General features: G+C 69.0%; 24 protein-coding genes. 15 read left to right on the plus strand and 9 right to left on the minus strand.

The features are described from left to right. Nucleotides 1–50 precede the first annotated feature (50 nt). Genes LuPra_RS21475 through LuPra_RS21485 form a run of 3 tightly spaced genes read right to left on the minus strand, consistent with a single transcriptional unit; the run spans nt 51 to nt 2,158 of the window. The gene (locus LuPra_RS21475) at nt 51–386 is read right to left on the minus strand and encodes a YtxH domain-containing protein (protein WP_110172647.1); all 336 of its coding nucleotides are present in this window, start codon (nt 384–386) and stop codon (nt 51–53) included. A gap of 18 nt (nt 387–404) precedes the next feature. Further along, nucleotides 405–737: a hypothetical protein gene (locus tag LuPra_RS21480; protein ID WP_157899510.1), complete on the minus strand. Its 333-nt coding sequence runs from the start codon at nt 735–737 to the stop codon at nt 405–407. Further along, a complete protein-coding gene (locus LuPra_RS21485) occupies nt 734–2,158 on the minus strand; it encodes a sigma-54 dependent transcriptional regulator (protein WP_162271465.1) in 1,425 nt (474 codons plus the stop codon). Before LuPra_RS21485 ends, LuPra_RS21480 begins: the two co-directional genes overlap by 4 nt. Before the next feature lie 170 nt (nt 2,159–2,328). On the opposite strand from LuPra_RS21485, the gene LuPra_RS32180 reads away from it, so the two are divergent. From LuPra_RS32180 to LuPra_RS34640, 7 genes are all read left to right on the plus strand, one after another. Continuing rightward, nucleotides 2,329–2,508: a hypothetical protein gene (locus LuPra_RS32180; RefSeq protein ID WP_157899511.1), complete on the plus strand. Its 180-nt coding sequence runs from the start codon at nt 2,329–2,331 to the stop codon at nt 2,506–2,508. A gap of 4 nt (nt 2,509–2,512) precedes the next feature. Continuing rightward, nucleotides 2,513–4,120: a carboxyl transferase domain-containing protein gene (locus LuPra_RS21490; RefSeq protein ID WP_110172650.1), complete on the plus strand. Its 1,608-nt coding sequence runs from the start codon at nt 2,513–2,515 to the stop codon at nt 4,118–4,120. A 138-nt stretch (nt 4,121–4,258) separates the two neighbouring features. Next, nucleotides 4,259–5,053: an enoyl-CoA hydratase-related protein gene (locus LuPra_RS21495; RefSeq protein ID WP_110172651.1), complete on the plus strand. Its 795-nt coding sequence runs from the start codon at nt 4,259–4,261 to the stop codon at nt 5,051–5,053. Continuing rightward, a complete protein-coding gene (locus LuPra_RS21500) occupies nt 5,046–6,584 on the plus strand; it encodes an acetyl-CoA carboxylase biotin carboxylase subunit (protein ID WP_234800493.1) in 1,539 nt (512 codons plus the stop codon). Before LuPra_RS21495 ends, LuPra_RS21500 begins: the two co-directional genes overlap by 8 nt. Next, complete coding sequence (locus tag LuPra_RS33375; RefSeq protein ID WP_234800494.1) at nt 6,577–6,990, plus strand: acyl-CoA carboxylase biotin carboxyl carrier protein subunit; 414 nt, start codon at nt 6,577–6,579, stop codon at nt 6,988–6,990. Before LuPra_RS21500 ends, LuPra_RS33375 begins: the two co-directional genes overlap by 8 nt. Then, complete coding sequence (locus LuPra_RS21505) at nt 6,987–7,931, plus strand: hydroxymethylglutaryl-CoA lyase (RefSeq protein WP_110172652.1); 945 nt, start codon at nt 6,987–6,989, stop codon at nt 7,929–7,931. Before LuPra_RS33375 ends, LuPra_RS21505 begins: the two co-directional genes overlap by 4 nt. 8 nt (nt 7,932–7,939) lie before the next feature. Next, nucleotides 7,940–8,122, plus strand: coding sequence for a zinc ribbon domain-containing protein (locus tag LuPra_RS34640; RefSeq protein WP_110172653.1), 183 nt, complete (start codon nt 7,940–7,942; stop codon nt 8,120–8,122). Here the strand turns inward: LuPra_RS34640 and LuPra_RS21515 are convergent. The 3 genes from LuPra_RS21515 to LuPra_RS21525 form a co-directional block, all read right to left on the minus strand. Then, complete coding sequence (locus LuPra_RS21515) at nt 8,067–9,260, minus strand: SagB family peptide dehydrogenase (RefSeq protein WP_110172654.1); 1,194 nt, start codon at nt 9,258–9,260, stop codon at nt 8,067–8,069. The genes LuPra_RS34640 and LuPra_RS21515 overlap by 56 nt on opposite strands. Before the next feature lie 4 nt (nt 9,261–9,264). Further along, nucleotides 9,265–9,477, minus strand: coding sequence for a hypothetical protein (locus LuPra_RS21520; protein WP_110172655.1), 213 nt, complete (start codon nt 9,475–9,477; stop codon nt 9,265–9,267). A gap of 69 nt (nt 9,478–9,546) precedes the next feature. After that, complete coding sequence (locus LuPra_RS21525; protein ID WP_110172656.1) at nt 9,547–12,240, minus strand: serine/threonine-protein kinase; 2,694 nt, start codon at nt 12,238–12,240, stop codon at nt 9,547–9,549. A gap of 144 nt (nt 12,241–12,384) precedes the next feature. Here LuPra_RS21525 and LuPra_RS21530 point away from each other — a divergent pair, with 144 nt between their 5' ends. From LuPra_RS21530 to LuPra_RS21550, 5 genes are all read left to right on the plus strand, one after another. Beyond that, nucleotides 12,385–14,616: a TonB-dependent receptor plug domain-containing protein gene (locus tag LuPra_RS21530; protein ID WP_110172657.1), complete on the plus strand. Its 2,232-nt coding sequence runs from the start codon at nt 12,385–12,387 to the stop codon at nt 14,614–14,616. Then, nucleotides 14,613–15,131 carry a TlpA family protein disulfide reductase gene (locus LuPra_RS21535; RefSeq protein WP_110172658.1) on the plus strand — a complete coding sequence of 173 codons (519 nt, stop codon included), beginning with the start codon at nt 14,613–14,615 and terminating at the stop codon, nt 15,129–15,131. The genes LuPra_RS21530 and LuPra_RS21535 overlap by 4 nt, the downstream gene beginning before the upstream one ends. Beyond that, the gene (locus LuPra_RS21540; protein ID WP_110172659.1) at nt 15,128–16,174 is read left to right on the plus strand and encodes a metal-dependent transcriptional regulator; all 1,047 of its coding nucleotides are present in this window, start codon (nt 15,128–15,130) and stop codon (nt 16,172–16,174) included. The genes LuPra_RS21535 and LuPra_RS21540 overlap by 4 nt, the downstream gene beginning before the upstream one ends. Then, a complete protein-coding gene (locus LuPra_RS21545) occupies nt 16,171–16,986 on the plus strand; it encodes a FeoB small GTPase domain-containing protein (RefSeq protein WP_110172660.1) in 816 nt (271 codons plus the stop codon). Before LuPra_RS21540 ends, LuPra_RS21545 begins: the two co-directional genes overlap by 4 nt. A 172-nt stretch (nt 16,987–17,158) precedes the next feature. Beyond that, the gene (locus LuPra_RS21550; protein ID WP_234800495.1) at nt 17,159–18,571 is read left to right on the plus strand and encodes a nucleoside recognition domain-containing protein; all 1,413 of its coding nucleotides are present in this window, start codon (nt 17,159–17,161) and stop codon (nt 18,569–18,571) included. 78 nt (nt 18,572–18,649) lie between these two features. Here LuPra_RS21550 and LuPra_RS21555 read toward each other — a convergent pair whose 3' ends face one another. Continuing rightward, nucleotides 18,650–19,534: a DUF6454 family protein gene (locus LuPra_RS21555; RefSeq protein WP_110172662.1), complete on the minus strand. Its 885-nt coding sequence runs from the start codon at nt 19,532–19,534 to the stop codon at nt 18,650–18,652. 89 nt (nt 19,535–19,623) lie between these two features. On the opposite strand from LuPra_RS21555, the gene LuPra_RS21560 reads away from it, so the two are divergent. The 3 genes from LuPra_RS21560 (at nt 19,624) to LuPra_RS21570 (ending at nt 22,766) form a co-directional block, all read left to right on the plus strand. After that, nucleotides 19,624–20,274: a hypothetical protein gene (locus LuPra_RS21560; protein ID WP_157899512.1), complete on the plus strand. Its 651-nt coding sequence runs from the start codon at nt 19,624–19,626 to the stop codon at nt 20,272–20,274. Nucleotides 20,275–20,335: 61 nt separating this feature from the next. Further along, nucleotides 20,336–21,643 carry an NTP/NDP exchange transporter gene (locus LuPra_RS21565; RefSeq protein WP_110172664.1) on the plus strand — a complete coding sequence of 436 codons (1,308 nt, stop codon included), beginning with the start codon at nt 20,336–20,338 and terminating at the stop codon, nt 21,641–21,643. A 28-nt stretch (nt 21,644–21,671) separates the two neighbouring features. After that, nucleotides 21,672–22,766 (plus strand): NAD-dependent epimerase/dehydratase family protein, encoded by a 1,095-nt coding sequence (locus LuPra_RS21570; RefSeq protein ID WP_110172665.1) that lies wholly within the window; start codon nt 21,672–21,674, stop codon nt 22,764–22,766. Nucleotides 22,767–22,870: 104 nt separating this feature from the next. Here LuPra_RS21570 and LuPra_RS21575 read toward each other — a convergent pair whose 3' ends face one another. Together LuPra_RS21575 and map are read right to left on the minus strand one after the other, a co-directional pair. After that, nucleotides 22,871–24,520, minus strand: coding sequence for a GMC oxidoreductase (locus tag LuPra_RS21575; protein WP_110172666.1), 1,650 nt, complete (start codon nt 24,518–24,520; stop codon nt 22,871–22,873). 78 nt (nt 24,521–24,598) lie between these two features. Next, a complete protein-coding gene (gene map / locus LuPra_RS21580; protein WP_110172667.1) occupies nt 24,599–25,366 on the minus strand; it encodes a type I methionyl aminopeptidase in 768 nt (255 codons plus the stop codon). Between the last annotated feature and the right edge of the window lie 88 nt (nt 25,367–25,454).

The raw sequence follows: 25,454 nt of genomic DNA on the forward strand, positions 1-25,454 counted from the left end.
ACCACGGGAGGCGGACGGAGGCAGCGCTCCGTCCGCGGGTCATGCCGGAATCAGCTGAAGGTTTCGTCGGCGGCTTCAGCAACGACCGCGCTCGGGTCACGGCCCTCCCGAACCGCCTTGGCCGCCTCGCGCGCTTTCTCGGCCGCGGTCTCGTACATCGCTTTGCCGCGCTCGGCAAAATGCGAGACGCGGTCGGACGCGGTTCCGAGACCGGCGCGCGCCCTTTCGCTCACGCGCTGCGCGCGCTCGGCCACTTCACGGCGGGTCTCGTCTCCGGGCTTGGGCGCAAACAGCAGCGCCAATCCCGCCCCGAGCATGGAACCGGCGATGAAGCCGATCAGGAATGTCGCGCCGCCGTTGCGGCCATTGGCATCGTCGTGGCTCATGGCTTTCCTCGTCCAGGTCTAGGCACGCCCGGTTGTGTCGCGAGTGATGTCGCGCAATGTCGACCAGCTCTGGCCGGCGACACCGCGCGCGTGCTGCACCGACGCCTGCAGATCCTGCAGGCGGCCGATCACGTCCTCGAGGACCGGGAGCTTCGCCCGCACGTCCTCACCGCTCTTCGTGAGTAGCAGATAGCCGGCCACGGCCCCGCCCGTGGCGCCTGCCAGTGCCGACAACATGATCTTGGTCCGGTCCGTCACGCGCTCGGTCCTCCATGCGCCCGCTCGTGCAGGGCGCGTGTCGCCATTTGACCACGCGGACGCGGCGCGCGCCAGCCGGGAGCGCTCGGTCACGCGGGCGATTCGCTCGGCGACTCGACCGCGAGCCGGCGGCGAACGCGCGGCGGCGACGTGATGCCGTGCTTCTTCATCTTGCTGTAGAGGGTGGGACGGTAGAGCCCGAGTTGCTGCGCGGCGTCCTGCTTGTTCCAGTTGGTCCGTTGCAACGCCTGCAGGATCGCCATCCGCTCGATCTCGGCGAGCGTGGCCGTGGCGGGCAGCAGGTCGGGCGCGATCGGGCCGCCGGCCGCGGACGTGACGACCGAGTCGGGCAGGTCCTCCGGCTGCAGGTCGGGCCCGCGAGCGACGAGCACGCCGCGTTCGATGATGTTCTCGAGTTCGCGGATGTTACCCGGCCAGCGGTGCTGCATCAGGCGTTGGTACGCCGCCGGGCTCACGCCACCCAGGGTCCGACCGTGGCGGCCGTTGTACAGCGCAAGAAAATGCTGGCACAGCGGCGCCACGTCCTCGAGCCGCTCGCGCAGCGCCGGCACCCGCACCGTGATCGTGTTGATGCGGAAGTAGAGGTCCTCGCGCAGCCGGCCCTCTCGCAGGGCAGCCTCGACGTCGACGTTGGTGGCGCAGATCAGCCGGAAGTCGACGCGTACGCTTCGATCGCTCCCGATCGGGCGGAACTCCCGTTCCTGCAGGATGCGCAGCAGCTTGGCCTGCAGGTAGGACGGCATCTCGCCGATCTCGTCGAGCAGGAGCGACCCACCTTCGGCCATCGCCAGCAGCCCGGCCTTGTCGGTGAACGCGCCGGTGAAGGCCCCCCGCCGGTAGCCGAACAATTCGGCCTCGATCAGCTCCTTGGGCAGCGCCGCGCAGTTGATCTTGATGAAGGGTCCCTCGGCACGGGCGCTGTGGGCGTGCACCGCATTGGCAATCAGTTCCTTGCCCGTGCCGTTGTCACCGAGTACCAGGATGTTGGCGTCGCTGCCGGCCACCGCGCCGACCAGTTCGTAGAGCTCGAGCATCTTCTTGCTCTGCCCCACGATCGCCGGGAAGCGACGCGGCGCCTCGAGTTGCCGGCGAAGCTGCCGGTTCTCGACGCGGAGCCGCACGCGTTCGGCCGCGCGCTCGAGTTCCTCGACCAGCTCGTCTGGCTCGACCGGACGGCCGACGACCGCGAAGGCGCCGGCACGCAACCAGTCGGCAGTCTTGACGTCAGTCTCGCCAGCCCGCACGACGACGGTGTCGGCATCGGGCAGTTGGTGCCGCCAGTGACGAAGGGCTTCGGGCCCTCCGGCCGCACCGGCGCCGGCAGCCACCAGCAGGATGTCCGGGGTCCACACTTCGACGGCGAGTTCGACGTCGCCGGCAGCGGTCTCGCGCAGTTCGACCGCCCGCCGTTCGTTCAGCCGATCCAGCCCGATCCGGATCGCCGCTTCCATCTCGCCCACGAGCAACAGCCGCAACATCCGTTCACCTGCCATGTCTTCCTTCCCGACAGACCAGCACTCTCGGGCTGTCCTGCCATCAGACGCAAACTGTCGGGCTTCCATGCGTCGCGCCCCCAAGCGTAACAAATGCGGACGCGCACGTCGCCGGTTGATGAGCGACCTCTTCTGGGGACTGCCACGGACGGCGCTCTATAATCCGGCGCATGCCCCAGGAACCCTTGCGTCCGGCGGCGCCGCGGCCACGCGACCCCGCCCCGGTCCGTGCGCAGCCGCAGGCCGACCCGCCGACGGTGTGCGACAGGTGTGGGGCGGAAATGTTCCGGATGCACGCGGTGTGGCGCTGCCCGTCGTGCGGCTACAAGACCGACTGTTGCGGCTGGTGAGCTGATGGACCGCCTGCGCTCGTCCGTAGATCCGAGCAGCGAACCCTTTCGGCGCAACGCCAGCCGGATGGCCGCGCTCGTGGCCGAGTTGCGGGAACGGCGGGCGCAGGCGCGGGAAGGCGGCGGCGACGAGGCACAAGCCCGCCACCGCGCGCACGGCAAGCTCACTGTCAGGGAACGCCTGGACCGCCTGCTGGATCCTGGATCGCCGTTCCTGGAACTGTCGCCGCTCGCCGCCTGGGATGTGTATGACGGCGCCGCACCTGGGGCCGGCCTCGTCACGGGCGTTGGACGCGTGTCGGGACGCGAGGTCCTGATCGTCGCCAACGACGCGACCGTCAAGGGCGGCACCTACTTTCCGCTCACCGTCAAGAAGCACCTGCGTGCGCAGGACGTGGCGCTCGAGAACCGCCTGCCCTGCATCTACCTCGTGGATTCGGGAGGCGCGTTCCTGCCCCTGCAGGCGGAGGTGTTTCCCGACCGCGATCACTTCGGCCGCATCTTCTTCAACCAGGCGCGCATGTCGGCCGCGGGCATTGCCCAGGTCGCCGTCGTGATGGGTTCCTGCACGGCAGGTGGCGCGTACGTCCCTGCCATGTCGGACGAGACGATCATCGTCAAGGACACCGGCACGATCTTTCTGGGGGGGCCGCCGCTCGTCAAGGCGGCCACCGGCGAGGATGTCACCGCGGAAGCGCTGGGCGGCGCCGACGTGCATACACGGTTGTCCGGCGTCGCCGACTACTTCGCCGAGGATGACGCCGACGCCCTCCACCTGGTGCGCACCGTCATCTCGACCGTCCCCGTGACAACCCGCCCTCCCGTCGACCGGATCGCACCCGAGCCGCCCTTCCACGATCCGCGGGAGATCTACGGCATCCTGCCCGACGATCTGCGCCAGGCGTACGACGTGCGCGAGGTGATCGGGCGGCTCGTGGATGGCTCCCGCTTCGACGAGTTCAAGACGCGTTACGCGCCGACGGTCGTCACCGGGTTCGCCCGGCTGCACGGATACCTCGTCGGCCTCGTGGCCAACAACGGCGTGCTCTTCTCCGAATCCGCGCTCAAGGCGACGCACTTCATCGAGGTCTGCGATCAGCGCGGCATTCCGCTCGTCTTCCTGCAGAACATCACCGGCTTCATCGTCGGCCAGCAGTACGAGCGCGCCGGTATCGCCAAGGACGGCGCAAAGCTGGTCCACGCGGTCGCCACCGCGCGGGTGCCTAAGTTCACCGTTGTGATCGGCGGCTCCTTCGGCGCCGGCAACTACGGCATGTGCGGCCGGGCCTACGACCCGCGCCTGCTGTGGATGTGGCCCAACGCACGCATCTCCGTAATGGGCGGTGAGCAGGCGGCCGGCGTGCTCGTCACGGTCAAGCGGGACCAACTCGCGCGGCAGGGCAAGTCACTGTCGCCCGACGACGAAGCCGCGATTCGCGATCCACTGCTGGCCAAGTACGACCACGAGGGATCGCCCTACTACTCCACGGCCCGGCTCTGGGACGACGGCATCCTCGACCCGCTCGAGACGCGCGATGCGCTGGGGCTGGCGATCGCGATGAGCCACCAGGCGCCGTTGAAGGAGCCGCGTACCGGCGTGTTCCGGATGTGATGGGCACGGCGCCTCGCAAGCCCGCCACCCTCACGGAGGGCCCTACCACCGACGGATGCGGCGTGGGCACGCAAGGTAGGGCCCGTTCTCCGAACGCGGCCGGGGCCGGGCCAGCACAGACAGCAAGAGAGGCGGGGCATGAGCGGACTGCAAGTCGAACGGCGCGGGGGCCAGGTGTGGTGGACGCTCAATCGGCCCGACGTGCGCAATGCACTGGACGACGCCCTCATCGCGACGATGCATGACGAGGCGCGCGCCCTGGCACGCGACGAGACGGTGGGCGTGCTGGTGCTGGCCGGTGCGGGTGCGTCCTTCTGCGCGGGCGCCGACCTCGCCTGGATGCGCCGCATGCGCGACTACGACGAGCACCGCAACCTCGACGACGCGATCGCCGTGGCCGACCTGTTCCATGCCATCGCGTCACTGCCGATGCCGGTGGTGGCGCGCGTGCATGGAGCGGCACTCGGGGGCGGCGCCGGTTTGCTGGCCGTCAGCGACATCGTCATCGCCGCCGACGACACGCAGGTCGGCTTCACCGAGGCGCGGGTCGGGATCCTGCCGGCGACGATTGCGCCCTATGTCGTCCGGCGCATCGGCATCGCCGCGGCACGCACGCTGTTCCTGCGCGCGCATCGCATGCCTGCGGCCGATGCGCACCGCCTCGGCCTCATCGACGAGACCTGCCCGCTTGCGAATCTCGACGCGGTGGTCGAGGAACGCCTGGGTGAGATCGCGCTCGGGGCGGCCTCCTCGCATCGGGCGACCAAGGCACTGCTCGCGGAACTCGCACCGCTGCCGGGGGCGGCCGAGCGGCGTCTCACGGCCGAAGCCATCGCCAGGCAGCGTGTGTCGGACGACGGCCAGGAGGGCCTGCGGGCATTCCTCGAACGCCGGACACCGTCCTGGCAGTCGCGGGGACCTTCGAGTGCGTAAGGTACTCATTGCCAATCGCGGCGAGATCGCGGTTCGCATCGCCCGGGCATGCCGGGAGCGCGGACTGGGCGTGGTTGCCGTGTACGCGGGCCCCGATGCCGGACGGATGCACGTACTGGCGGCCGACGAGGCGGTGTGTCTCGATCCCGATGGACAGGAGGCGGATTCTGGCGCCGATGCACGTCCGGTCGCCGCCTACCTCTCGGTGGCAGGCGTGATCGATGCCGCGCGGCGCAGCGGCGCTGATGCCGTGCACCCTGGCTACGGCTTCCTGAGCGAACGGCCGGCGCTTGCCGCGGCCTGCGCCGATGCGGGCCTGACCTTCATCGGCCCACCTGCCGACGTGATCGCGCGGATGGGGTCCAAACTCGAGGCCCGGCGCCTGATGGAATCGGCCGGCGTGCCCTGCGTGCCTGGCGCCCGCCCGGACGACCAGTCGATCGAGGCGCTGCGCGCGGCGGCCACCCAGGTCGGCGTGCCCCTGCTCGTCAAGGCGTCAGCGGGCGGCGGTGGCAAGGGTATGCGAGTCGTTGAACGGATCGAGGATCTCGACGAGGCCCTGGGCGCAGCCCGCCGCGAGGCCGAGAGCGCGTTCGGCGACGGCACGCTGTACATCGAGCGGCGCATCGGCCGGCCGAGACACATCGAAGTCCAGGTCATGGCCGACGCACACGGTGCCACGCTGCATCTCGGCGAACGCGAGTGCTCGCTGCAGCGCCGACACCAGAAAGTGATCGAAGAGGCGCCGTCGCCGGTCGTGTCGCCGGCCCTGCGGGCGCGACTGGGCGCCGCGGCCGTCGCGGCGGCGCGCGCGGCGGGGTATCGCAGTGCGGGCACCGTGGAGTTCCTGCTCGACGGCGACGATGGCGAGGCGCCCTTCTACTTCCTCGAGATGAACACCCGGCTCCAGGTGGAGCATCCGATCACCGAACTGGTGACCGGACTGGACCTGGTGCAGTTGCAGCTCGACGTGGCCGACGGACTGCCGCTGGCGTTGTTGCAGCAATCGATTACCCCTCGCGGCCATGCTGTCGAGTGCCGGCTGTATGCGGAGGCGCCGTCGCAGGGATTCCTGCCGCAGTCCGGCACCATCCTGCGCTACATCGAGCCGCAGGGACCCGGTATTCGCGTGGACAGCGGCGTGCGTCAGGGTGACGTCATCACGCCCGACTTCGACCCACTGCTCGCCAAGCTGATCGTCCACGCCCCGACACGCGCTGGTGCGCTGGCGCGCGCACGCCAGGCCCTGCGCGACTTCGTCGTCCTGGGACTGCACACCAATGCCCCGTATCTCCTTCGCGTGCTGTCGCACGCCGACGTCGAGGCGGGCGCGATACACACCGGGTGGCTCGCGCAGGAGCACGAATCGTTGACCGCTCCTGCCGCCGAGGCGACACTGGCGGCGGCATCGGCCGTCGCGGCACGACATCGGCTCCTCCCGATCGATCAGCAACGCGATGGCGCGGCGGCGGCGACCGGCACGTCGTCACTCGCGACGCCGTGGCACACGCTCGGGGGCTGGCGTGGCTGAGTGGCAGGTGGACCGGCGTCCGGACGGCACGTGGCTGGTGACCGACGACAAGGGAACGCGGCACGTGGCGCATGCCGTGACCGGCGCGGACGACGAGGTGTGGGTGCACGTCGACGGCGAAGTCATCGTCGTTGCCAGTGCGAGCGAGCAACGCACGCGGCCGCACTCGCACGGCCACGCGACGCTGGACGCACCGATGCCGGCCCAGGTGACGGCCGTGCTCGTCGCACCTGGTGATGTGGTCGAGGCCGGCGCGACACTCGTGTTGCTGGAGGCGATGAAAATGGAACTGCCGCTCAAGTCGCCGTTCGCCGGCCGGATCGAGGCGGTGCACTGCGCAGTCGGCGACCGCGTGGCGCCAGGCAGGATCCTCGTCGACGTTGTGCCACGTGAGGAAACGCCGTGAGCATCGCCGTCGTGGAACTCGGACCGCGCGACGGCCTGCAGAACGAGCCCATCCCGGTCCCGGTCGCCGACCGCCTGGCATTCGTGCGTGCGTTGGCCGAATCGGGGCTGACGCGCATCGAGGCGGGCGCGTTCGTGCATCCAGCGCGCGTGCCGCAGATGGCCAGCAGTGACCAAGTGTGCGCCGCACTCGTGGCCGATACCGGACTCACCCGGCGTGGGGTGCGGATCTCCGCACTCGTCCCCAACGTGCGTGGACTCGACCGGGCCATCGCCGCAGGCGTGCGGGAAGTCGCGGTGTTCCCTGCCGCTTCCGAGACATTCAGCCGCCGCAACCTGAATCAATCGATCGACGAGGCGCTGAAGGCCGCCGGCGAGGTCTGTGCGGTGGCGCTCGCCGCTGGCATGCGGGTGCGCGGGTACGTGTCCACCGCATTCGGGTGCCCCTACGAGGGCAACGTCCCCGTGGCGCACGTCATCAGCGTCTGCGAGGCATTGCTCGCGCACGGCGTGTTCGAGCTCGCGATCAGCGACACCATCGGCGTCGCGCATCCGGGCCAGGTCCGTGCGGTCCTGCGCGACATGCACACGTCGGTACCACTGGACCGCGTAGCGCTGCATTTCCACGACACCCGTGGCACGGCGCTCGCGAATGTCCTCGCGGCGCTCGATGAACAGATCACCACGTTCGATGCGTGCGCCGGCGGACTTGGCGGCTGTCCGTTCGCGCCGGGAGCGCTCGGCAACGTCGCCACCGAGGATCTGATCTACATGCTGCATGGCCTCGGACTGGCACGAGACATCGACCTCGACGCCGTCGTCGCCGCCTCATCACTCGTGGAGCCTGCAGTCGGGCATGCCCTCCCGTCACGCTACTACCGCGCTGCCCGCGCGCTGCGTGCGCGCGACACACTCCCCGGTGAGCCGCGAGACATTCAGTAGTTGACCTGATGGAAATCGACACCAATTGCCCGTCGTGCGGTGAGCCGGTCACACTGGTCGTGGACGTGACCGCAGGCCGCCGGCAGATCTACGTCGAGGATTGCTGGGTGTGCTGCCGGCCGATGGAGGTGGTCGTCACCGTCCACTCGCGCGACGACGTCGAGGTCGGGGTCCGTTCGAACGACGAGTGACCCGGTCGGCGAGGGCCCGTCCGAGCTCCGTGATCTCGAGTGGTGGTGCCGGTTGCCCGGCGTGCGGTTGCCACGCCCCGGGCACGACGCGCCCCGCACCGACCACATACATCGCCGGCTGCATCCGGCCGTCGAGCCCGAGGTCGCCTTCGATGACCGTGTCCGCGAGTGCCGCGGTGCAGAACGGCGCGAGCCCGAGCGCGGTGGCGACCAGGCAGAACGTCTGCGCGAGGTGGCCGCACTCGATCAGCACGACACGGTACGCACGCGCGCTCCGGTAGCGCCACGCCACGCGCGCCAGTTCGGAGGACAGCACGACGACGACCGCCGCGTCTTCGTAGCCGGGCTGTGCCGGCAACCACGACGTCACGGAGCCGGGCTCGGTGCGGTCGTCGAGCCTCGTGAGCGCATGCGGGCCCGGACGGTAGTGATAGAGCCCTGGCGCTACCTGGTCGACGCGCCGTACCCACACGTACGCCTCGAGGCTGTGGCGCGCACCGCCCGACGGCGAGGTCTTGAGCGCCAGGGGACCTTCGCCAGCGTGCGCCCACGCCTGCACGCCGAACGTGATGCCGAGCAAGGTGCCGAGGGCTTCGATTGGTATGGGACCGGGTGCAAAACGACGATGCGTACGGCGGTCGCGCAACGTGGCCCGAAGCGATGCGTCAGCGAGTCCTGGCGGGGGCAGCGCGATGTCGAACGTGCCGAGCGGTGGAAGTTCGGCAGGCGGCCGCGGGGTGCGACTGTCAGGCTCGGCGGAATCGCGACGGGCGAAGGTGACGTCACGCGTGGCCAGGTGAAACAGGTATGCCGCCGGTGACCACCCGTGCCATGGAGTGGCCTCGGGACGTCCATCGTCGACCGTGACCCGGTCGCCCTCGGTCTCGATCAGGCCGTGCGCCGAGAGTCCCTCGAGCACGATATCGAGAACCGGCGGCGGCAGGTCGACGGTGCGCGCCAGCCGATCGACGTCGGTCCAGGCGCCGAGTTGATCGAGCACGTCCATGACCAGCGGCGAGGCCGGCACCCCGGAGGCCCGCCGGGGTGACTGCACGAGCCGGCCTTCTCCCTGCCACGTGCAGAACACGTGCGGCGCGCGCCGCACGCGGCGGCGCGCCTTGTCGGCCGCAGCGCTCACGGCCTCAGGAAGGGAACTCGTAGACCGTGTCGTTGGCGGCGCGACTGAAGCATTCCGACTGGAGCATCATCCTCGTCCCTTCGAGGGTGGCCTTGAGGGCTTTGGCGCGGTGCTGGTCCTTCGTGTCGGCAGGCTCGTCCGCAGCGTTGAGATCCTCGAGCAATTTTTCGATGGCCTCGACGACGGGACGGAGCGACACCGTTGGCTTCTTCGGCATGGAGCAATCTCCTTGAGGCCGCACGCGGCGGCGTTGACGTATTGGGGACCGCAGCCTGGGCGCGAGTGCTCAGGGCTTTTCGTAGGCGGCCAGCACCTGCGACCACCGGGGATCGGCACGCGCGGCAGCAAAGCGCGGGTCGACACGAAGATAGGCGGCGCGCGAGCTCTTGCCGCGGGCGGCCACTTCGAGCCATGGGAACACCTGGTCAGGCTGGTCGAGGGCGGCGTAGGCCGTCGCGAGGAAGAAGGCCAGGTTCGGCCGGTCGGCCTCGGTGGCGGCATCGTACTGCGCCCGCAGCTGCGCCAACTGCTTGGTGGCGTCCGCTTCGCGCCCGAGCCGGCCGAGTGCCGCGGCGATCTGCGCCTGTGCGAACGCGTCGCTACCGTTCCGGCGTGCCAGCAACTGGCGGCAGGCGGTGAGCGCTTCCTGGAACTTGCCGACGACTACGAAGACTCGGCACTGTCCGACCAACGCCGACTCGTACGACGCGTCGACACCGCGCAATTGCTGGAACAGCTCCAGCGCCTCGTCGTCGCGCGCCGAGTAATGGAGGCTCATCGCGAGATAACCCTTGACGATCGTCGACAGTGGCGACGAGCGGAGGGCGTCGGTGAGGTGCTCGACCGATTCGGCGGTGCGGCCGCGGCCGGCCAGCAGCATCGCGTAGCGAGAGCGCGCATAGACGTTGCTGCTGTCGCGTGCGAGCGCTTCGTGGAACTCGTTCTCGGCGCGGGCCCAGTCGTGCCCGTCTTCGGCGTAGAGGTCGGCCACGGCCGCTCGCGCGTCGGCGTTGTCGGCGTCGCGGGCCAGGGCGATCGAGGCCGCCGTGCGCGCGTACTCGAACGCGGTCGCGGGCGGCAGCGCGCCTAAGCGATATTGGGTCAGCAGGCACTGCGCCCACCGCGCGTAGCCGGCGGCAAAGGTCGGATCGGCATCGATGGAGGCCTTGAACGACTGGCACGCCTGGGCGATGCCCTCGTTGCTCTCGGTGGCAATCTGCCGCAGCCCGCGCGCAAAGTGCTCGAGGGCCTCCCTGTTGCCGCGTGCGGCTGCCGCGTGCATCGTGCCGTGCAGCGCTTCGGGGTTCAGGCGGAGCGGCGTCGCCAATGCGCTCGCGAGCGCATCACCGAGCCCGTCGAGGGTGGCGACCGGCCCGATCGGCGGCAGCGTCACGGGCAAGGCACCGGCGACGAGGAGGCGAACGCTGGCGTGATAGCCGTCGGGCAACTGGCGCACGGGCAGCAATTCGATGAGCGCGTCGCTCTGCAGCGTGGCCATGATCGTCGCGCCACTCGCCGCCACATCATTGAGGGTGGCCACGGCATCGGGACTGGTGACACGCACCTCAGGTGAGGACCGCAACCGCGCGCCCAGGCTGCTGGCGACCGCGAAGGTGAGCGGATCGAAGGACGAGGCGGTGGCCATCACGGGCCTGATCGCCACCACTGGCGTGTTTGCGGTTGGGCGCATCGTCGGCGCGGCATCACGTGGCAGGAGCCATGCGAGCAATGCCACGAGGACGGCGCCGAGCGCGAACCCGACGCCGGCCACGTGCCACCAGCGGAACGCGCGAAACCAACGCGGCGCGGCCTCGGCCGGGGCGGGCAGATCCGGGGGTGTGGCCGCGAGCACCGCTGCCAGTGCGTCGCGATCGACGGTGATGGTGCTGTCCAGCCCGAGCGAACGCGCGAGGGCCTCCTGCAGCGCGCCCGCACTCGCATACCGACACGCAGGATCGGGGTTGGACGCCCGCTCCACGACCCGGGCGAAGTCGTCGGCAAGGTCTGGCCTGGCGTCGTGCAGGCGGAAGCGCCGGCCTTCGCGGTGCGCCTGTCGCAGGTCGTCGAGCGATGTCGCGCTCACCGGGTACTGCCCCGTCACCAGATGGAACAGCAGCACGCCGAGGCTGTAGATGTCCGAGCGCACCGTGGCTTCCCCGCCACGCATCAGTTCCGGTGCGAGGTACAGCGGAGTTCCCGTCAATCGCCCGCTCGGAGTCGCCCCGGCCGCGTGCACGTACTGCCCCGCGCCGAAGTCCATGAGGACGAGGCGGCCACCCTCCTCGCGCATCACGTTCTGCGCCTTGATGTCGCGGTGGACGAGGCCGGCCTTGTGGACCGATGCCAGGGCGCGGCACAACTCCTGGCCGATCAGCGCGGCTTCGCGCGCCCCGAACGATCCGGTGGATCGCAGCAACTGCTCCAGCGTGCGTCCCCGGATGTACTCCATCCACAGCCCGATTCGCCCGTCCTGCTCCTCGACGCCGAAGACGGTGACGACATTGCGGTGTCGGACCCGTGCCAGGATGCGCCCCTCGTGCAGGATCTTGTCGGCGAGTTCGGCCGTCTGCCGGCCCTTGCGCAGGAGTTTCAGGGCGACGTCGCGGTCGAGGCGCGTGTCCCGGGCCCGGTACACGTTGCCGAACGACCCCTGCCCGATCTGTTCGATGAGTTCGAGGTGGCCCCAGCTATCGAGCGGCTGTTTCGAGGGCGGCGGCAGCACGCGCTCCTCGACCGTGGGGACATCGGTGTCGGTCAGGGCCGGTCCAATCCGGCCGACGACGCGGCCACGAGAGGCAGCCAGTTCGGCCGGGTCAGACCGATGGAGTTCAGCGACGCCCGCCAGCACCCGGAGATCCTGCAACAGCTGCCGGTCCTCGTCGTCCACGACCGAGGCCTCGAGCTTTGTCCAGTCGATGTCGACCGTGCCGTCGGCGACGGAGGCGGCAAGTTCGAGCAGGCGGGTGCGTTGAGCGCTCATCGTTAGTGACCGCCAGCATGACCCAACCGGCTCGTTGTCTGAAACGCTGAATGTCGCGGAATCGAACCTGTCGGCCAGCGACCGTGAAAGATTGACTTGACTTTGAATTCTGATGGGTCCATTTTTTGATTAATCAAAATCTCGATGACCCACATCTTTCTCTCCCTGGCGCTGTCGGTCGCCGGCCAGACCGGTCCGGTCGCCAATGCGTGCCCGATGCGGGTCGAGGTCCGCGATGGCAGCGGCGCACCCCTGCCCGGCGCCGCGATAGTCGACAGCACGACCTCCGCGATGATTGGCGTTGTCGCCGACGACGGAGCGGGGTGCGTGACTCCGGCGCGCCCGGTCCGCGTGGAACTTGCAGGGTTCGTGACGGCCACCGTCATGCCGCCCGACGTGGGGCCGCGGGGCACCACCACGACCACTACCGTCGTGCTGGCGCCAGCGTTCAAGGCCGACGTCGAAGTGGCGGCCGAGCGTCGCGATGCCCGCCTGCGCGACGCGCCCGTGCGCACCGAGGTCGTATCCCGCGACTTCGTGGAGCAGGTCGGCGCGCGAACCCTGGCCGACGCGGTCGAATACACCACCGGCGTCCGGGTCGAGAACAACTGCCAGAACTGCAACTTCTCTCAGGTGCGTCTGCTCGGCCTCGAGGGGCCGTACACGCAGATCCTCATGGATGGACAGCCGACGCTCTCCTCGCTGGCCCAGGTCTATGGCCTCGAGCAGATTCCCGCCCGTCTGATCGATCGAATCGAGGTCACCAAGGGCGGCGGCGCGGCACTGCTCGGCCCTGGCTCGGTCGGTGGCGTCATCAACGTCATCACCCGCGAGCCGACGACGCGCGGGGCACAGCTCGACACGACGCTCGGCGTGACCCGCGGCGAGCCGACGGTGACCACCGCGGCGGTCCTGGACTGGGTCTCGGGCGATCGGCGAAGCCTGCTGACCGCGTATGGCCAGGCCGACCGGGTCTCGCCCGTCGACGTCACCGGTGACGGATATACCGAGGTCTCCCGCCGCGCGCTCGAGGCCGGTGGCATGCGCGCCCACCGGGTGATGCTCGACACGCGGGCGCGCCTGACCGTCGACGTCAGCGCCATGCGCGAGGACCGCCGCGGCGGCAACAACCTCGACCTGCCCCCGCACGAAGCCGACATCGCCGAGGACATCGACACGGAGCGGGCGGCGGGCACCGTGACCTGGTTCCATACGCCGAGCGCACGGACCGACTACCGCCTGACGCTTTCCGCCGCCGACACGCAACGCGACAGCTACTACGGCGTCGGCCGCGATCCGCTGGCCTACGGCGACACGCGGAGCCGTCTCGGCGTCGTCGACCTGCTGGTCAATCGCTATGCCAACCGTCACGTGCTCAGCGGCGGCGTGCAGATGACCGCGGAACGGCTGGAGGATCACCAGCCTGGCTATGGCCGCTCGCTGGACCTCCGGTACGACCAGGTCGGCGTGTTCGTGCAGGACGAATGGACGATGCACCCGGGGTGGCAGTTGCTGACCGGGGTGCGCGTCGATCGACACTCGGCGCTGACCCACGCGCAGGTGTTGCCGCGGGCCGCGCTGCGCGTGTCGCCGCGGCCGGCACTCGACTTCCGCGTGTCCTTTGCGCAGGGCATCCGGGCACCGCAGGTCTTCGACGAGGACCTGCACATCGCGTCGCTCGGCGGCGAGGCGCGAGTCGTTCGCATCGATCCCGCCCTGCGCCCGGAACGATCGGTCAACTGGATGGCCGGTGGTGAATGGAAGCCGGCGTTGTGGGGCGGACAGGCGTTGCTCGAAGTGAACGGCTTCCACACGCGCCTGACCGACCAGTTCCACCTGCAGGAGGACGACCTGCCCGAGACCGATGCGCGCGAGTTCCTCAAGGTGAACCTGGGAACCGCCGCCGTGCGCGGCCTGGAAGCCAACGCGGGGTGGGGTCGGGGCGATCACCTCGTCCTGCAGGGCGGACTCGTCGTTCAGCGGAGCACGTTCGGCCAGCCCGATCCGGACTTCGCCAGCACGCGTTTCTTCCGGACGCCAGACGTCTACGGCAACGCCTCGATTGCCGTGAAGGAGCTCCTGCCGGTGGACGTGTTTGCCGGCATCCGCATCACCGGACCGATGGTCGCGCCCCACTATGCCGGTGCCATCCCCGAGGATCGACTCGAGCACACGCCTTCGTTCGTGCAGGTCGACGTGTCGTTCGCGCGCCGCCTGTACGACGGCGCGGTGCCGCTGACACTCACGGTGGCGGTGCGCAACCTCACCGATGCGTACCAGGACGACCTCGACCAGGGGCCCCTGCGGGACTCGGCCTACGTGTATGGGCCGCGTGCGCCCCGGACCGTACTCGTCTCCATGCGGGTGGGACGATGACCAGCATCGTCCTCGCCTGTGTCGCCATCGTGCTGGCCCTTCCCTCTGTCGGATCGGCTCCACAGACCGCGACAGCCGACGGCCGCCCGAGGTCCACGCACCATGCCGTGCCCTGGCGCGCCACCGACATCGACGGCCACGCGTGGTCCAGCGACACGCTGCACGGACGCGTCGTGCTGGTCGACTTCTGGGCGACGTGGTGCGCGCCCTGCCTCGAGGATCTGCCGCGCCTCAAGCGCCTGCACGCGCGCCAGGGGCCGCGTGGGTTGACAATCATCGGTGTGAGCCTCGATCGCGCCACCACCCGTGACTTCCGGAGTTGGCTCCAGCGCCAGGCCATCACGTGGCCGCAGGTGCGCGAGGCCGGCCAGTACGAGAGCCCGCTGGCGCGGACGTTCGGCGTCGAGGCGATTCCGGCCTCGTACCTGTTCGACCGCGACGGCCGGTTGCACGCGACCTCGCTGCGCGGTGACGCGCTCGAGACCCGTGTGAGCGCGCTGGTGGAGGCACGATGAACGCCTGGATGTGGTGGGGCCTGATCGCGATCGTCGTCCTCCTGCTGGCCGTCTGGCCACGCCACGGCGTCGTGGCACGCGTCAGGCGACGTGCCGCGCGCCGTTCCGAGGAGCAGGGCGACAACGCGTTGAAGCACCTGCTGCAGGAGGCCCAGGCGGGCCGCGCGGGGTCGTTTGCGTCGCTCAAGGGCACGTTGCGCCTCGGCGACCGTGGGCTGCTTCGCGTCCTCGGCCGACTGCGCGCCGCCGGCCTGACGGCATCGGAGGGCGGGAGCTACACGCTGACCACGATCGGCGAGCATCGGGCCAGGCACCTGGTGCGGGCCCATCGGCTGCTGGAACGCTATCTCGCCGACGAGGCGCGATTGCCGTTGACGGCCGTGCACAAGGTGGCCGAGAAACTCGAACACCGTCTCAGCGAAGCCGATGCCGACCGCCTGTCGGCGTCGCTGGGACATCCCGAGCGCGACCCGCACGGCGATCCGATTCCGTCGGCCGGTGAAGGCTCCGACGACCCCGGCGAGCCGATCACGCACTGGCACGTCGGCCAGGAGGGACGCATCGTCCACCTCGAGGACGAGCCCGAGGCCACGTTCAGTGCCCTCGTCCGCCTCGACCTGCAGCCCGGCCAGGCCTTCCGCGTCCTCGAGAGTTCCGGCGATGCGCTCGGCCTGCTGGTGGAGGATCGCGAGGTGAGCCTGCCGCTCGAACACGCCGGCAACGTGTTCGTGGCGCCACTCGAGGGCTGGGCCGCCAATGCCCGCGACCTCGTGCGGTTGTCGCACCTGCCCGTGGATCAGGACGCGGAAATCGTGTCGATCGTGCCGAGTTGCCAGGGGCTGACACGGCGCCGGCTCCTGGATCTCGGATTCACGCCGGGCACGCGCCTGCGGCCCGTGCTGCAGACGTTTGTCGGCGACCCGCGCGCCTATCGCGTCCGCGGCACCACCATCGCACTGCGGCGCGACCAGGCCTCGGTGGTCATCGTGCGGCCAATCGCGGCTGCATCGGCACCAGGCTCGGGAATGAGGCAAGGGGCATGAGCGGACACGATTGTGAAGCCTGTCCGGTGGCGTCCGAACTCGCCCCGATGGGGATGCAGGTCGGCGGGGTCGATCGCGTGATCGCGCTGGCGGGCAATCCGAACACCGGCAAGAGCACGCTCTTCAACGCCCTGACCGGGCTCCGGCAGCACACCGGGAACTGGCCTGGCAAGACGGTGACGCGCGCCGAAGGCGGCTTCGCCTACGACAAGGTGCGCTACAAGATCGTCGACCTGCCCGGTACCTACTCGCTGCTGTCGGCGTCGCAGGACGAGGAGGTCGCGCGCGATTTCATCCTGTTCGGACAGCCGCACGCCGTCATCGTCGTCACCGATGCGAGCGCGCTCGAGCGCAACCTGAATCTCGTGCTGCAGGTGCTCGAGATCACCGACCGCGTCGTCGTCGCCGTGAACCTGATGGACGAGGCACGACGCAAGGGACTCGATGTCGACACGCGGAGCCTCGCTCGCGACCTCGGCGTACCGGTGATCCCGATTGTCGCCCGGACCGGCGAGGGCCTGCACGCGCTGCTCACGGCGGTGGATGGCGTGTCGAGCGGCGCGGTGCAGACAGCACCGCTCCGTGTGACCGGGACGCCCGAGTTCGAGCATGCGGTCCGTGAATTGATGACGCACATCGAGGCCGCGGCCCCGGGTGTGCCCAACAGCCGCTGGCTGGCGATTCGCCTGCTCGACGGCGACGCGCGCGTGGAAGAGGCGCTCCGTACCGGCGAACTCACCCGGCTCGTGTCGCGGCAGCAGCAGCAAGACGTCCGGTTCAGCAAGCAGATTGCGCTGCAAGGCGCGCAATAGGGCGGCTTCGCCGCGGGAACAGGACCACAGGATCTCAGGAGCTCAGGAACTCAGGCTTCAAGCATCAAGCATCAAGCATGAAGCGGTAGACCGTGGCGGTAGGCGGTAGGCCGTAGGCGGTAGGCGGTAGGCGTTAAGCGTTAGGCATCAGGCATTACCAATGAACGACTCCGTGATTGACCGTGCGATTCCACCGACACCCGACGAGGTGCTGGCGCGGGCGCGCGAGCTGCGGCGCCAGTTGAGCGGCAGCTTCCGGGAGGAGGCAGTGAAGTCGCTGTATGCCGAGGCCGAGCGCGTGGCGCAGCGAGCGGTGTCGCAGGACGGCGACACGCGCGCCCTCGATTTCGACCAGCGCGTCGACCACCTCGTCACCTCGCCGTGGCTCGGGTTGCCGATCATGCTGGCGTTGCTGTCGGTGGTGTTCTGGCTGACGATCGCCGGCGCCAACGTGCCGTCGGCGATGCTCGCGCAGGGCCTGTTCTGGATCGAGGACCAGGCATCCGGGCTCTTCGATGCCGCCGGCGTGCCGTGGTGGGTGACCGGCTTCCTGTGGCACGGCGTCTATCGCGGCCTCGCGTGGGTCGTGAGCGTGATGCTGCCGCCGATGGCGATCTTCTTCCCGCTGTTCACGATGTTCGAGGACCTCGGGTACCTGCCGCGGGTTGCCTTCAACCTCGATTTCCTGTTCCGCCGCGCCGGCGCCCACGGCAAGCAGGCGTTGACGATGGCGATGGGGTTCGGCTGCAACGCCGCCGGCGTGATCGCCACCCGGATCATCGATTCGCCGCGCGAGCGGCTGGTCGCCATCCTCACGAACAACTTCGTGCCGTGCAACGGCCGCTTCCCGACGTTGATCATGCTCGGCACCATCTTCGTCGGCGCGTCGTTCGCACCCGGCTTCGCGTCCATTGCCGCCGCGGCGGCCGTGGTCGGCGTCGTCGTGCTCGGCATCGGCTTCACCCTACTGATGTCGTGGCTGCTCTCGCGCACGATCCTGCGGGGCGAAGCCTCGACCTTCACGCTCGAACTGCCACCCTATCGCCGGCCGAACATCGGCCGCATCTTCTACACCTCGCTGATCGACCGGACGCTGTTCGTCCTCTGGCGGGCAATGTGGACCGCCGCGCCCGCCGGTGCCGTCATCTGGCTGCTCGCCAACATCCACTGGGGCGACCACACGCTGGCGGCGATCTCGGCCGGCTGGCTCGATCCGCTCGGCCGCGCCATCGGCCTGGACGGCGTGATCCTGCTCGCCTACGTCATTGCCATCCCGGCCAACGAGATCGTGGTGCCGACACTGGTCATGGCCTACCTGGGCGCCGGGATGATGACCGAGATGTCAGGGCTCGGGGACCTGCGCCGCCTGCTCGTCGAGCAGCAGGGCTGGACGATGCTGACGGCCGTGAACCTGATGCTGTTCTCGCTGTTGCACAACCCGTGTGCGACAACCATCCTGACGATGTACAAGGAAACCCTGAGCGCCAAGTGGGCCACGGTGGGCGCGCTCCTACCCCTCGGCACCGCGTTCCTGGTGTGCTTCCTCACGGCGACGCTCGCCCGCGCGTTCGGCCTCGGGGTCTAGCCGCAAGTCTCAGGTCTCAGGTCTCAAGCAACCCTTCGTCCTGCCTAGACTTGAGACGTGAGACCTCAGGCTTGGCCCCTATGGTGTCGGCTTCTTGAACAACGACTTCTCGGGCTCGTTCGGGCGTGTCGGGGGTGCTTCGGACACGGCGGCGCCCGCCCACCTGTGCACGAAGACCTGTGACGGGTCGTCCTCCGGCATCAGCAACAGCTCGCTGCCCGAGACCGCCATTCCTTCGGCCGTGAGCACGGTGCCGCGGTCGGTCTTCCCCACCACGATGCGCTCCTTCAGGTCGAGGGAAGGCCATTCGAGCAGGTCGACGACGCCCTGGTCGCCAATCAGTCCGCCGGCCAGCAACCCGTCCGACGTCCACTGGAGATCCTGGTAGCGCGCGGAGCCGTCGTGCTCCACGGCCTGGGACTGCCTGCCGTCGAGGGTCCACTCGTAGAACGTGCGCGCGTCCCAGTTGCAGCCGATGAGGGCCGCGGATGTCGCTGCGACGGCGCCAATGTGGTCGGCGACCGGGAAGCTGGAACGCACCGCGAGCGTCTTGGCGTCCCGGCCCTGGATGACGCTGGTCGAGGCGCGACGGTACTCGGCGACAGGCAGCCACAGCGTGTCGCCGAGCCGGCCGAGGCCGCCGGGGTGATAACGCGGGCCGTCCTGGACCTCGACCCGCTGCACCTGTCCGCCGTCGGAGGCCCGGAACGACACCAGCAGGCCCTTCTGCTCCTTGCGCAGCACCGAGGTGACAAACCACGTGGCGCCGTCGGCACTGGCGGTGATCCCCTGCGGGTGGTCGAGGACGGCACCGAGGGTGACCGTGCGCAACAGGGCGCCGAGGGACCCGGATCGGACCGAGACCTGCTGGGCCCTCACGGCCGGGCTCCACAGGGCGGGACCGGCAAGACCCAGGACGGTCAGGAACGCTCGGCGGGAGGCGGTCGGGGCAGCGGAGGCCATGCAGGAGATCTGACCCGGTCCCGCCCGGCAGCGCAAGTCTCGCGGATCGCCTTGCGCAACGTGCGGCCCGATGCCAGACTTCACTGACGTTGTCCTCGTCCAATTCGTCACACCGGCCGCGCTCGGGGCGCGCGTCGCGCCTGCCCGATGTCCCGGTGCCGTTCCGGTACCAGTTCAGCGAGGCCGATTGCGTCCCGACCACCTTCCTGAACGGCATCGCCGCGCTCTTCGGACGCGGTGAGATCCCGCCGCTGGTGATTCAGCGCGTCTACACGTACACGCTCAATGGCGTGAGCCGCAGCAACACGCTCGGCGACGGCACCGACGAATGGGGCATACGCGTCACCGCCGAGTGGCTGGGCGCGTACAAGGAAGGTCAATTCGCGCTCAAGACCGAATACCTGCGTGGCACCGAGGTGCACGTCAAGCGTGGCAACCAGCTGGTTGCGTGCTTGAACACCGGCGGCGTCGGCCTCTGCAACCTGCACATTGGCGGCAACGTCTGGCACTACGTGCTGGCCATCAAGGCCGACCCCGAAGGTCTCTCCTTCTTCGATCCGTATTTCCAGCGGACGTTGAAGGGGCTCAACGGCTCCGCGCAGCGCCTGCACGAGGACCCCGACGGGGCCAACCTGTGGGTCGAACGCGACTGGCTGGACACCTACAGCAATCGCAAGCGGTACTGCTTCGGATCGGTACGTAACCGCGAAGCCGTGCTCCTCTGGCGTCGCAAGCGCTGACATCCGGTTCATCACGACGCTGGGCCAGCGGGGGGTGCATCAGCTACCCTGTTGCGCGTCGATGCCTTCAGTGACTCCGGCGAGTCCGACTCGCTCACGCCTCGCCCTGCTGACCGGCGTGGCGCGCGACGAGCGTGTCGCCCTCGCCTGGAGCTTCCTCTACTTCTTCTCGCTGCTGTGCGCTTACGGCCTGCTGCGGCCGCTCCGCGAAGAGATGGGCGTCCGGCACGGCGTGAACAAGCTGCAGTGGCTGTTCAGCGGCACGTTCGTCTGCATGCTCCTGGCGCAGCCGCTATACGGGGCACTCGTCTCGCGCTTCGAGCGGCGCGTGTTCCTGCCCGTCGTCTACGGTTTCTTCATCGCGTGCCTGCTGGCGTTCTACGCCGTCTTCCGGATCGATCGTGGCATGGCCGTCGTCGTCCCCGCGTTCTTCATCTGGGTGAGCGTCTTCAACCTGTTCGTCGTGTCGGTGTTCTGGAGCTTCATGTCCGACATCTTCACGACCGACCAGGCCAAGCGCCTCTACGGCATCATCGCGGCGGGAGGCACGTGCGGCGCGCTGGCCGGGCCGGCCCTGACGGCGCTCCTGGTCGAACGCGTCGGCGTTCCGCAGTTGATGCTGATCTCGGCGCTGCTGCTCAGCGGTGCGCTGATGGCCATCCTGCGCCTGCTGCCGTGGGCCACCGAGCGGCGCGGGCCCGATCGCGCGATCGGCGGCACGGTGCTCGCGGGCGCGCGCCTGGTGATGGCGTCACCGTTCCTCCGGTTGATCGCCGGGCTGTTGCTGCTCTACGTGACGGTCAACACGATCCTCTACTACCAGCAGGCCGCTCTCGTGGCCGCGGCCTTCAGCGACTCCGCGGCGCGAGCCGCGTACTTCGCCCGTGTCGATTTCGCCGTCAACGCGCTCACCGTGAGCACGCAGGTGATCGTGACGCGCGTGCTGCTGACACGCTTCGGTGTCACGCCGCTGCTGATGCTCTCGCCGCTGCTGGTCGCCACCGGGTTCGCCTGGCTCGCGGCCTCGCCGACGCCCTTGCTCTTGGCGTCGATTCAGGTGGTACACCGTGCCGGCAACTTCTCGCTGATCGCACCGGCCCGCGAAAGCCTGTTCACGCGTGTCGACCGCGAGAGCCGCTACAAGGCCAAGGCATTCATCGACACGGCCATCTATCGCGGCGGTGATCTCGTGAACGGCTGGATCATGGCCGGCATCGTCGCGATGAAGGTGCCGCTTGGCGAGGTCGCGCTCGTGGGCCTCGTCGTGGCATGTGTCTGGGCCCTGCTCGGGTGGCGGGTCGGACGCACGCACGATGAGCACCTGGCCGCGGCAGGCACGGTGGCGGCTTCTGAGTTCCTGGGTTCCTGAGTTCCTGAGTTCCTGAGAGGACGACCCGATGACGATGACGAGACGTGACTTCCTCGGAACGACGCTCGCGGTGACGGCGAGCACGGCCTTGGTGCCGCCGGCGCGGGCCGCCACGCCACTGAAGGTGCTGGTCATCGGCGGGACCGGCTTTCTCGGCCCGCACACGGTGCGCCGGTTGCAGGAACGTGGGCACACCGTCACGTTGTTCAATCGCGGACGCACCAACCCCGGCCTGTTCCCGGACCTCGAGAAACTGCGCGGCGATCGGAAGACCGACCTCAAGGCACTCGAGGGCCGCACGTGGGATGCCGTGCTCGATCCGTCGGCCTACATCCCCGCCGATGTCACCCGCAGCGCCACGCTGCTCGCGCCCAACGTGAGCCACTACCTGATCATCTCCAGCATCTCCGTGTACAAGGCGCTGGACACGCCCGGGATGGACGAGCGCGCGCCACTTGCCACGCTCAAGGACCCGACCGTGGATCAGGTGACGGGCGAGACCTACGGTGGGCTGAAGGCTCTGTGCGAGCAGGCCGCCGAGAAGGCGATGCCCGGCAAGACGACCGTCATTCGCCCCGGCCTCATCGTCGGCCCGGGCGACAACACGGACCGCTTCACGTACTGGCCGGTCCGAGTTTCGCGCGGCGGCGAGGTGCTCGCCCCGAATTCGCCCAATGACTTCGTCCAGTGCATCGACGTCCGCGATCTCGCCAATTTCATCGTCACCACGCTCGAGAACAAGACGATGGGGATTTACAACGCCGACGCACCGCAGGCGAGCCTGACCATCGGACGCCTGGTCGACACCTGCAAGCAGGTGTCGAAGTCGAACGCGCAGTTCGTGTGGGTGCCGACCGCGTTCCTGGAGGCGCAGAAAGTGCGGCCCTGGAGCGACATGCCGGTGTGGTTGCCCCTGACCGGCGAGGAGGCGGGCGGTGGCCAGATCAGCGTCAAGGCGGCGATGGCCAAGGGACTGACGCACCGTCCACTGGCCGAGACGGTGCGCGACACGCTTGCCTACGTCGAGACGTGGCCCGCCGAGCGCAAGGCCAAACTCAAGGCCGGACTGTCGGCCGAGCGCGAAAAGGAAGTCATCGCCGCGTGGAAGGCGAACAAGGCGTAACCGCAGAATTGCAAATTTCAGACGTTCAGAATTTCATTGCCACCGCAACCTTCGAGGCGGAGTCGCGGTAGCGAAATTGTGAAATTGTGAAATTGTGAAATTACTCAGACTATTCCCTCCTTAAGGCTCTCGAGCAGGTAATCGCACGAGCGGACGACGAGCGCCATCATCGTCAGCGTAGGGTTGACGTACCCCACGCTCGGCATCGCGGCGCCGTCGACGACGAAGAGGTTCTTCACGTCGTGGGTCTGCTGGAACTGGTTGAGGACCGACGTCTTGGGATCGGCCCCCATCCTCGCGATTCCGACCTCATGGCTCGCCCAGCGGGGCACCCATGTGATGCGGATGTTGGTGCCTCCAGCCGATTCGAGCATCTCGGCCGCCTGCTCGGCGCCGTCGCGCATCATCGCCCAGTCGGTCTCGGAGTAATGCATGGCGATCTTCACTGCCGGAATCCCCCATGCATCGGTCACGTCGGGATCGATCGTCACGCAGTTGCGCGCATCGGGCACAGGCTCGCCGAACCCACCAAGGTTCACCGTCGTGCGCCCACTGGCCTTGACGGCGGCCGCGTAGTCGGCGCCGAAGCCGGCGAGGCTCTGGTCGAAAGCGGTGGCGCCGCCTCCCTGGTAGCCATAGCCGCGCGGAAAGCGGGCGTCAGGCTTCTGCGGATCGAGATTGCGAAACCGGGCGACGAAGAGCCCTGTCGGCTTCTGCGGCTCGTTCGTGCTGGCGGTCTTCTGGAATGCCGGGAACTCCGCTACCGCACCAAAGCCCGTGAAGTGCGACACGAGGTACTGGCCAAGCACGCCACTCGAGTTGGCAAGGCCGGCCGGATCCTGCGCGGTCGCCGAATTGAACAGCAGCCGCACCGACTCGAAGGCCTGCGCCGCCAGCAACACCACCCGGCCATGCACCTCGTGATGCGCGCGGGTACGACGATCGACGTAGCGGATGCCTGTCGCGCGGTGCGTCTGCGGGTCCATGAGCACCTGCGCAGCCATCGCGTGGGTGATGATGCGACAGCGCCCCGTCTTCTCCGCGTCGATCACCGTCGTGTAGGCCGCGTTGAAATACGAGAACGTCGCGCAGCCGCGTTCGCACGGGCCGCACATGTGGCACGCGGGGCGGCCGTTGATCGACCGCGTCAGGTTGGCGGTACGTCCCTGCCTGACGGTGCGTCCCATCCGCGCGCCGACCGTCGCGCGAACATGCGACTCGACGCACGAGAAACCGAACGGCGGCAGCAACTGCTGATCGGGCAGCTGCGCGATGCCCTCGTTGATGCCGCTGATGCCGACGTATCGCTCGACGAGATCGTAATAGGGCGCCAGGTCGGCGTACGAGAGCGGCCAGTCGATGCCGAAACCGTCCCGCGATGCGGACCTGAAGTCGATGTCGCTGTAACGGTAACTCTGGCGGCCCCACACGTGCGTGCGGCCGCCAACGATGCGGGTGCGGCCCACCCAGGGGAACGGCAGGCCCGCGGGCGTGGTGTAGGGCTCGTCGGCGTCGTTGACGAACCAGTCCGCATTCCATTCCGTGCAGGCATAACTCGACGCCTGCTGCGGCTGCGTTCGCGACATCACCGCCTTCGTACGGGCCCGCAACGGAAGTGAGTGCGCCGGGGTGTGCTCGCGAAAGTCCTCTGGACCAAAGGGCCGTCCCGCGTCGAGCACGATCACCGAGAGGCCCGCTTCCGCCAGCCGTTTGGCCGCCCACCCGCCCGTGGCGCCGGCGCCGACGATGACCACGTTGGCGGGTGTCGCGGGCGCACCCGTCGCGTTCGACGGCCGGCCAGCACCTGGCGACTGCCGTTGGTCGGCGATGGTTCAGTGCCGCGTAGGGTCGTCGGGCGTCGCCGCCGTCAGCACCAGCGCGCCCTCGGGTGTGACCACGATGGTGTGCTCGCAGTGTGCGGTCCAGCCGCCATCGCGGGTGGAAATCGTCCAGCGGTCGCCGGTCACCCGGACCGATCCGGAGCGCTCTGCGACGAGCGGCTCGACGGCGATCACCATGCCATCAGTCAGCAGCGGCGAGCGGCCGCCCGGGTCGTAGTTGGGCACTTCCGGTGCCTCGTGAATCGAACGGCCGACGCCGTGCCCGGTCAGATCGCGGATGACCGAGAATCCCTGGTTGCGGACATGGCGATCGATGATCGCACCGAGCGCATACACCGGGATGCCGGGACGCACCTGGGCCAGTGCTGCCGACAGCGCGCCTTCCGCCGCGCGCGCCAGGCGCCGCCCACGTGACGTGGACGGCTCGACGGCGACGGTGATCGCGCCATCGGCGATGAAGCCGTCGAGTTCCGGGGTCACGTCGATCTTGACGAGGTCGCCGGCACGCAGCTTCGTGCGTGTCGGCAAGCCGTGCACGACGGCGTCGTTGACGCTGACAAACGCGGCGCACGGCGCCCCGTAGACGACCATCGGCGCGGCACGGGCGCCGTGGCGCCTGAGGATGTCCGCGCCTACAGCCTCGATGTCGGCCGGCGTCGTGCCGGGCACGACAGCCGCCCGCATCGCCGCCAGCGCATCGGCCACGACACGGCCCGCCCGCCGCATGCCGAACAACTCTTCTGTCGTCGTGATGGACATGGGGCGACGATAACACCACCGGGTACCGGGTACCGGGTACCGGGTACCGGGTGCCGGGTGCCGGGTGCCGGGTGCCGGGTGCCGGGTG

Origin of the sequence: Luteitalea pratensis (genome assembly GCF_001618865.1) — a bacterium.
In the GTDB taxonomy this organism is placed as follows: Bacteria; Acidobacteriota; Vicinamibacteria; order Vicinamibacterales; family Vicinamibacteraceae; genus Luteitalea; species Luteitalea pratensis.

Bases quoted from the DNA above. Each gene is read 5' to 3' on its own strand.
- LuPra_RS21475 (WP_110172647.1), bottom strand. From the start codon at position 386: ATGAGCCACGACGATGCCAATGGCCGCAACGGCGGCGCGACATTCCTG.
- LuPra_RS21485 (WP_162271465.1), bottom strand. From the start codon at position 2,158: ATGGCAGGTGAACGGATGTTGCGGCTGTTGCTCGTGGGCGAGATGGAA.
- LuPra_RS32180 (WP_157899511.1), top strand. From the start codon at position 2,329: ATGCCCCAGGAACCCTTGCGTCCGGCGGCGCCGCGGCCACGCGACCCC.
- LuPra_RS21490 (WP_110172650.1), top strand. From the start codon at position 2,513: ATGGACCGCCTGCGCTCGTCCGTAGATCCGAGCAGCGAACCCTTTCGG.
- LuPra_RS21495 (WP_110172651.1), top strand. From the start codon at position 4,259: ATGAGCGGACTGCAAGTCGAACGGCGCGGGGGCCAGGTGTGGTGGACG.
- LuPra_RS34640 (WP_110172653.1), top strand. From the start codon at position 7,940: ATGGAAATCGACACCAATTGCCCGTCGTGCGGTGAGCCGGTCACACTG.
- LuPra_RS21520 (WP_110172655.1), bottom strand. From the start codon at position 9,477: ATGCCGAAGAAGCCAACGGTGTCGCTCCGTCCCGTCGTCGAGGCCATC.
- LuPra_RS21525 (WP_110172656.1), bottom strand. From the start codon at position 12,240: ATGAGCGCTCAACGCACCCGCCTGCTCGAACTTGCCGCCTCCGTCGCC.
- LuPra_RS21530 (WP_110172657.1), top strand. From the start codon at position 12,385: ATGACCCACATCTTTCTCTCCCTGGCGCTGTCGGTCGCCGGCCAGACC.
- LuPra_RS21535 (WP_110172658.1), top strand. From the start codon at position 14,613: ATGACCAGCATCGTCCTCGCCTGTGTCGCCATCGTGCTGGCCCTTCCC.
- LuPra_RS21540 (WP_110172659.1), top strand. From the start codon at position 15,128: ATGAACGCCTGGATGTGGTGGGGCCTGATCGCGATCGTCGTCCTCCTG.
- LuPra_RS21545 (WP_110172660.1), top strand. From the start codon at position 16,171: ATGAGCGGACACGATTGTGAAGCCTGTCCGGTGGCGTCCGAACTCGCC.
- LuPra_RS21555 (WP_110172662.1), bottom strand. From the start codon at position 19,534: ATGGCCTCCGCTGCCCCGACCGCCTCCCGCCGAGCGTTCCTGACCGTC.
- LuPra_RS21565 (WP_110172664.1), top strand. From the start codon at position 20,336: ATGCCTTCAGTGACTCCGGCGAGTCCGACTCGCTCACGCCTCGCCCTG.
- LuPra_RS21570 (WP_110172665.1), top strand. From the start codon at position 21,672: ATGACGATGACGAGACGTGACTTCCTCGGAACGACGCTCGCGGTGACG.
- map (WP_110172667.1), bottom strand. From the start codon at position 25,366: ATGTCCATCACGACGACAGAAGAGTTGTTCGGCATGCGGCGGGCGGGC.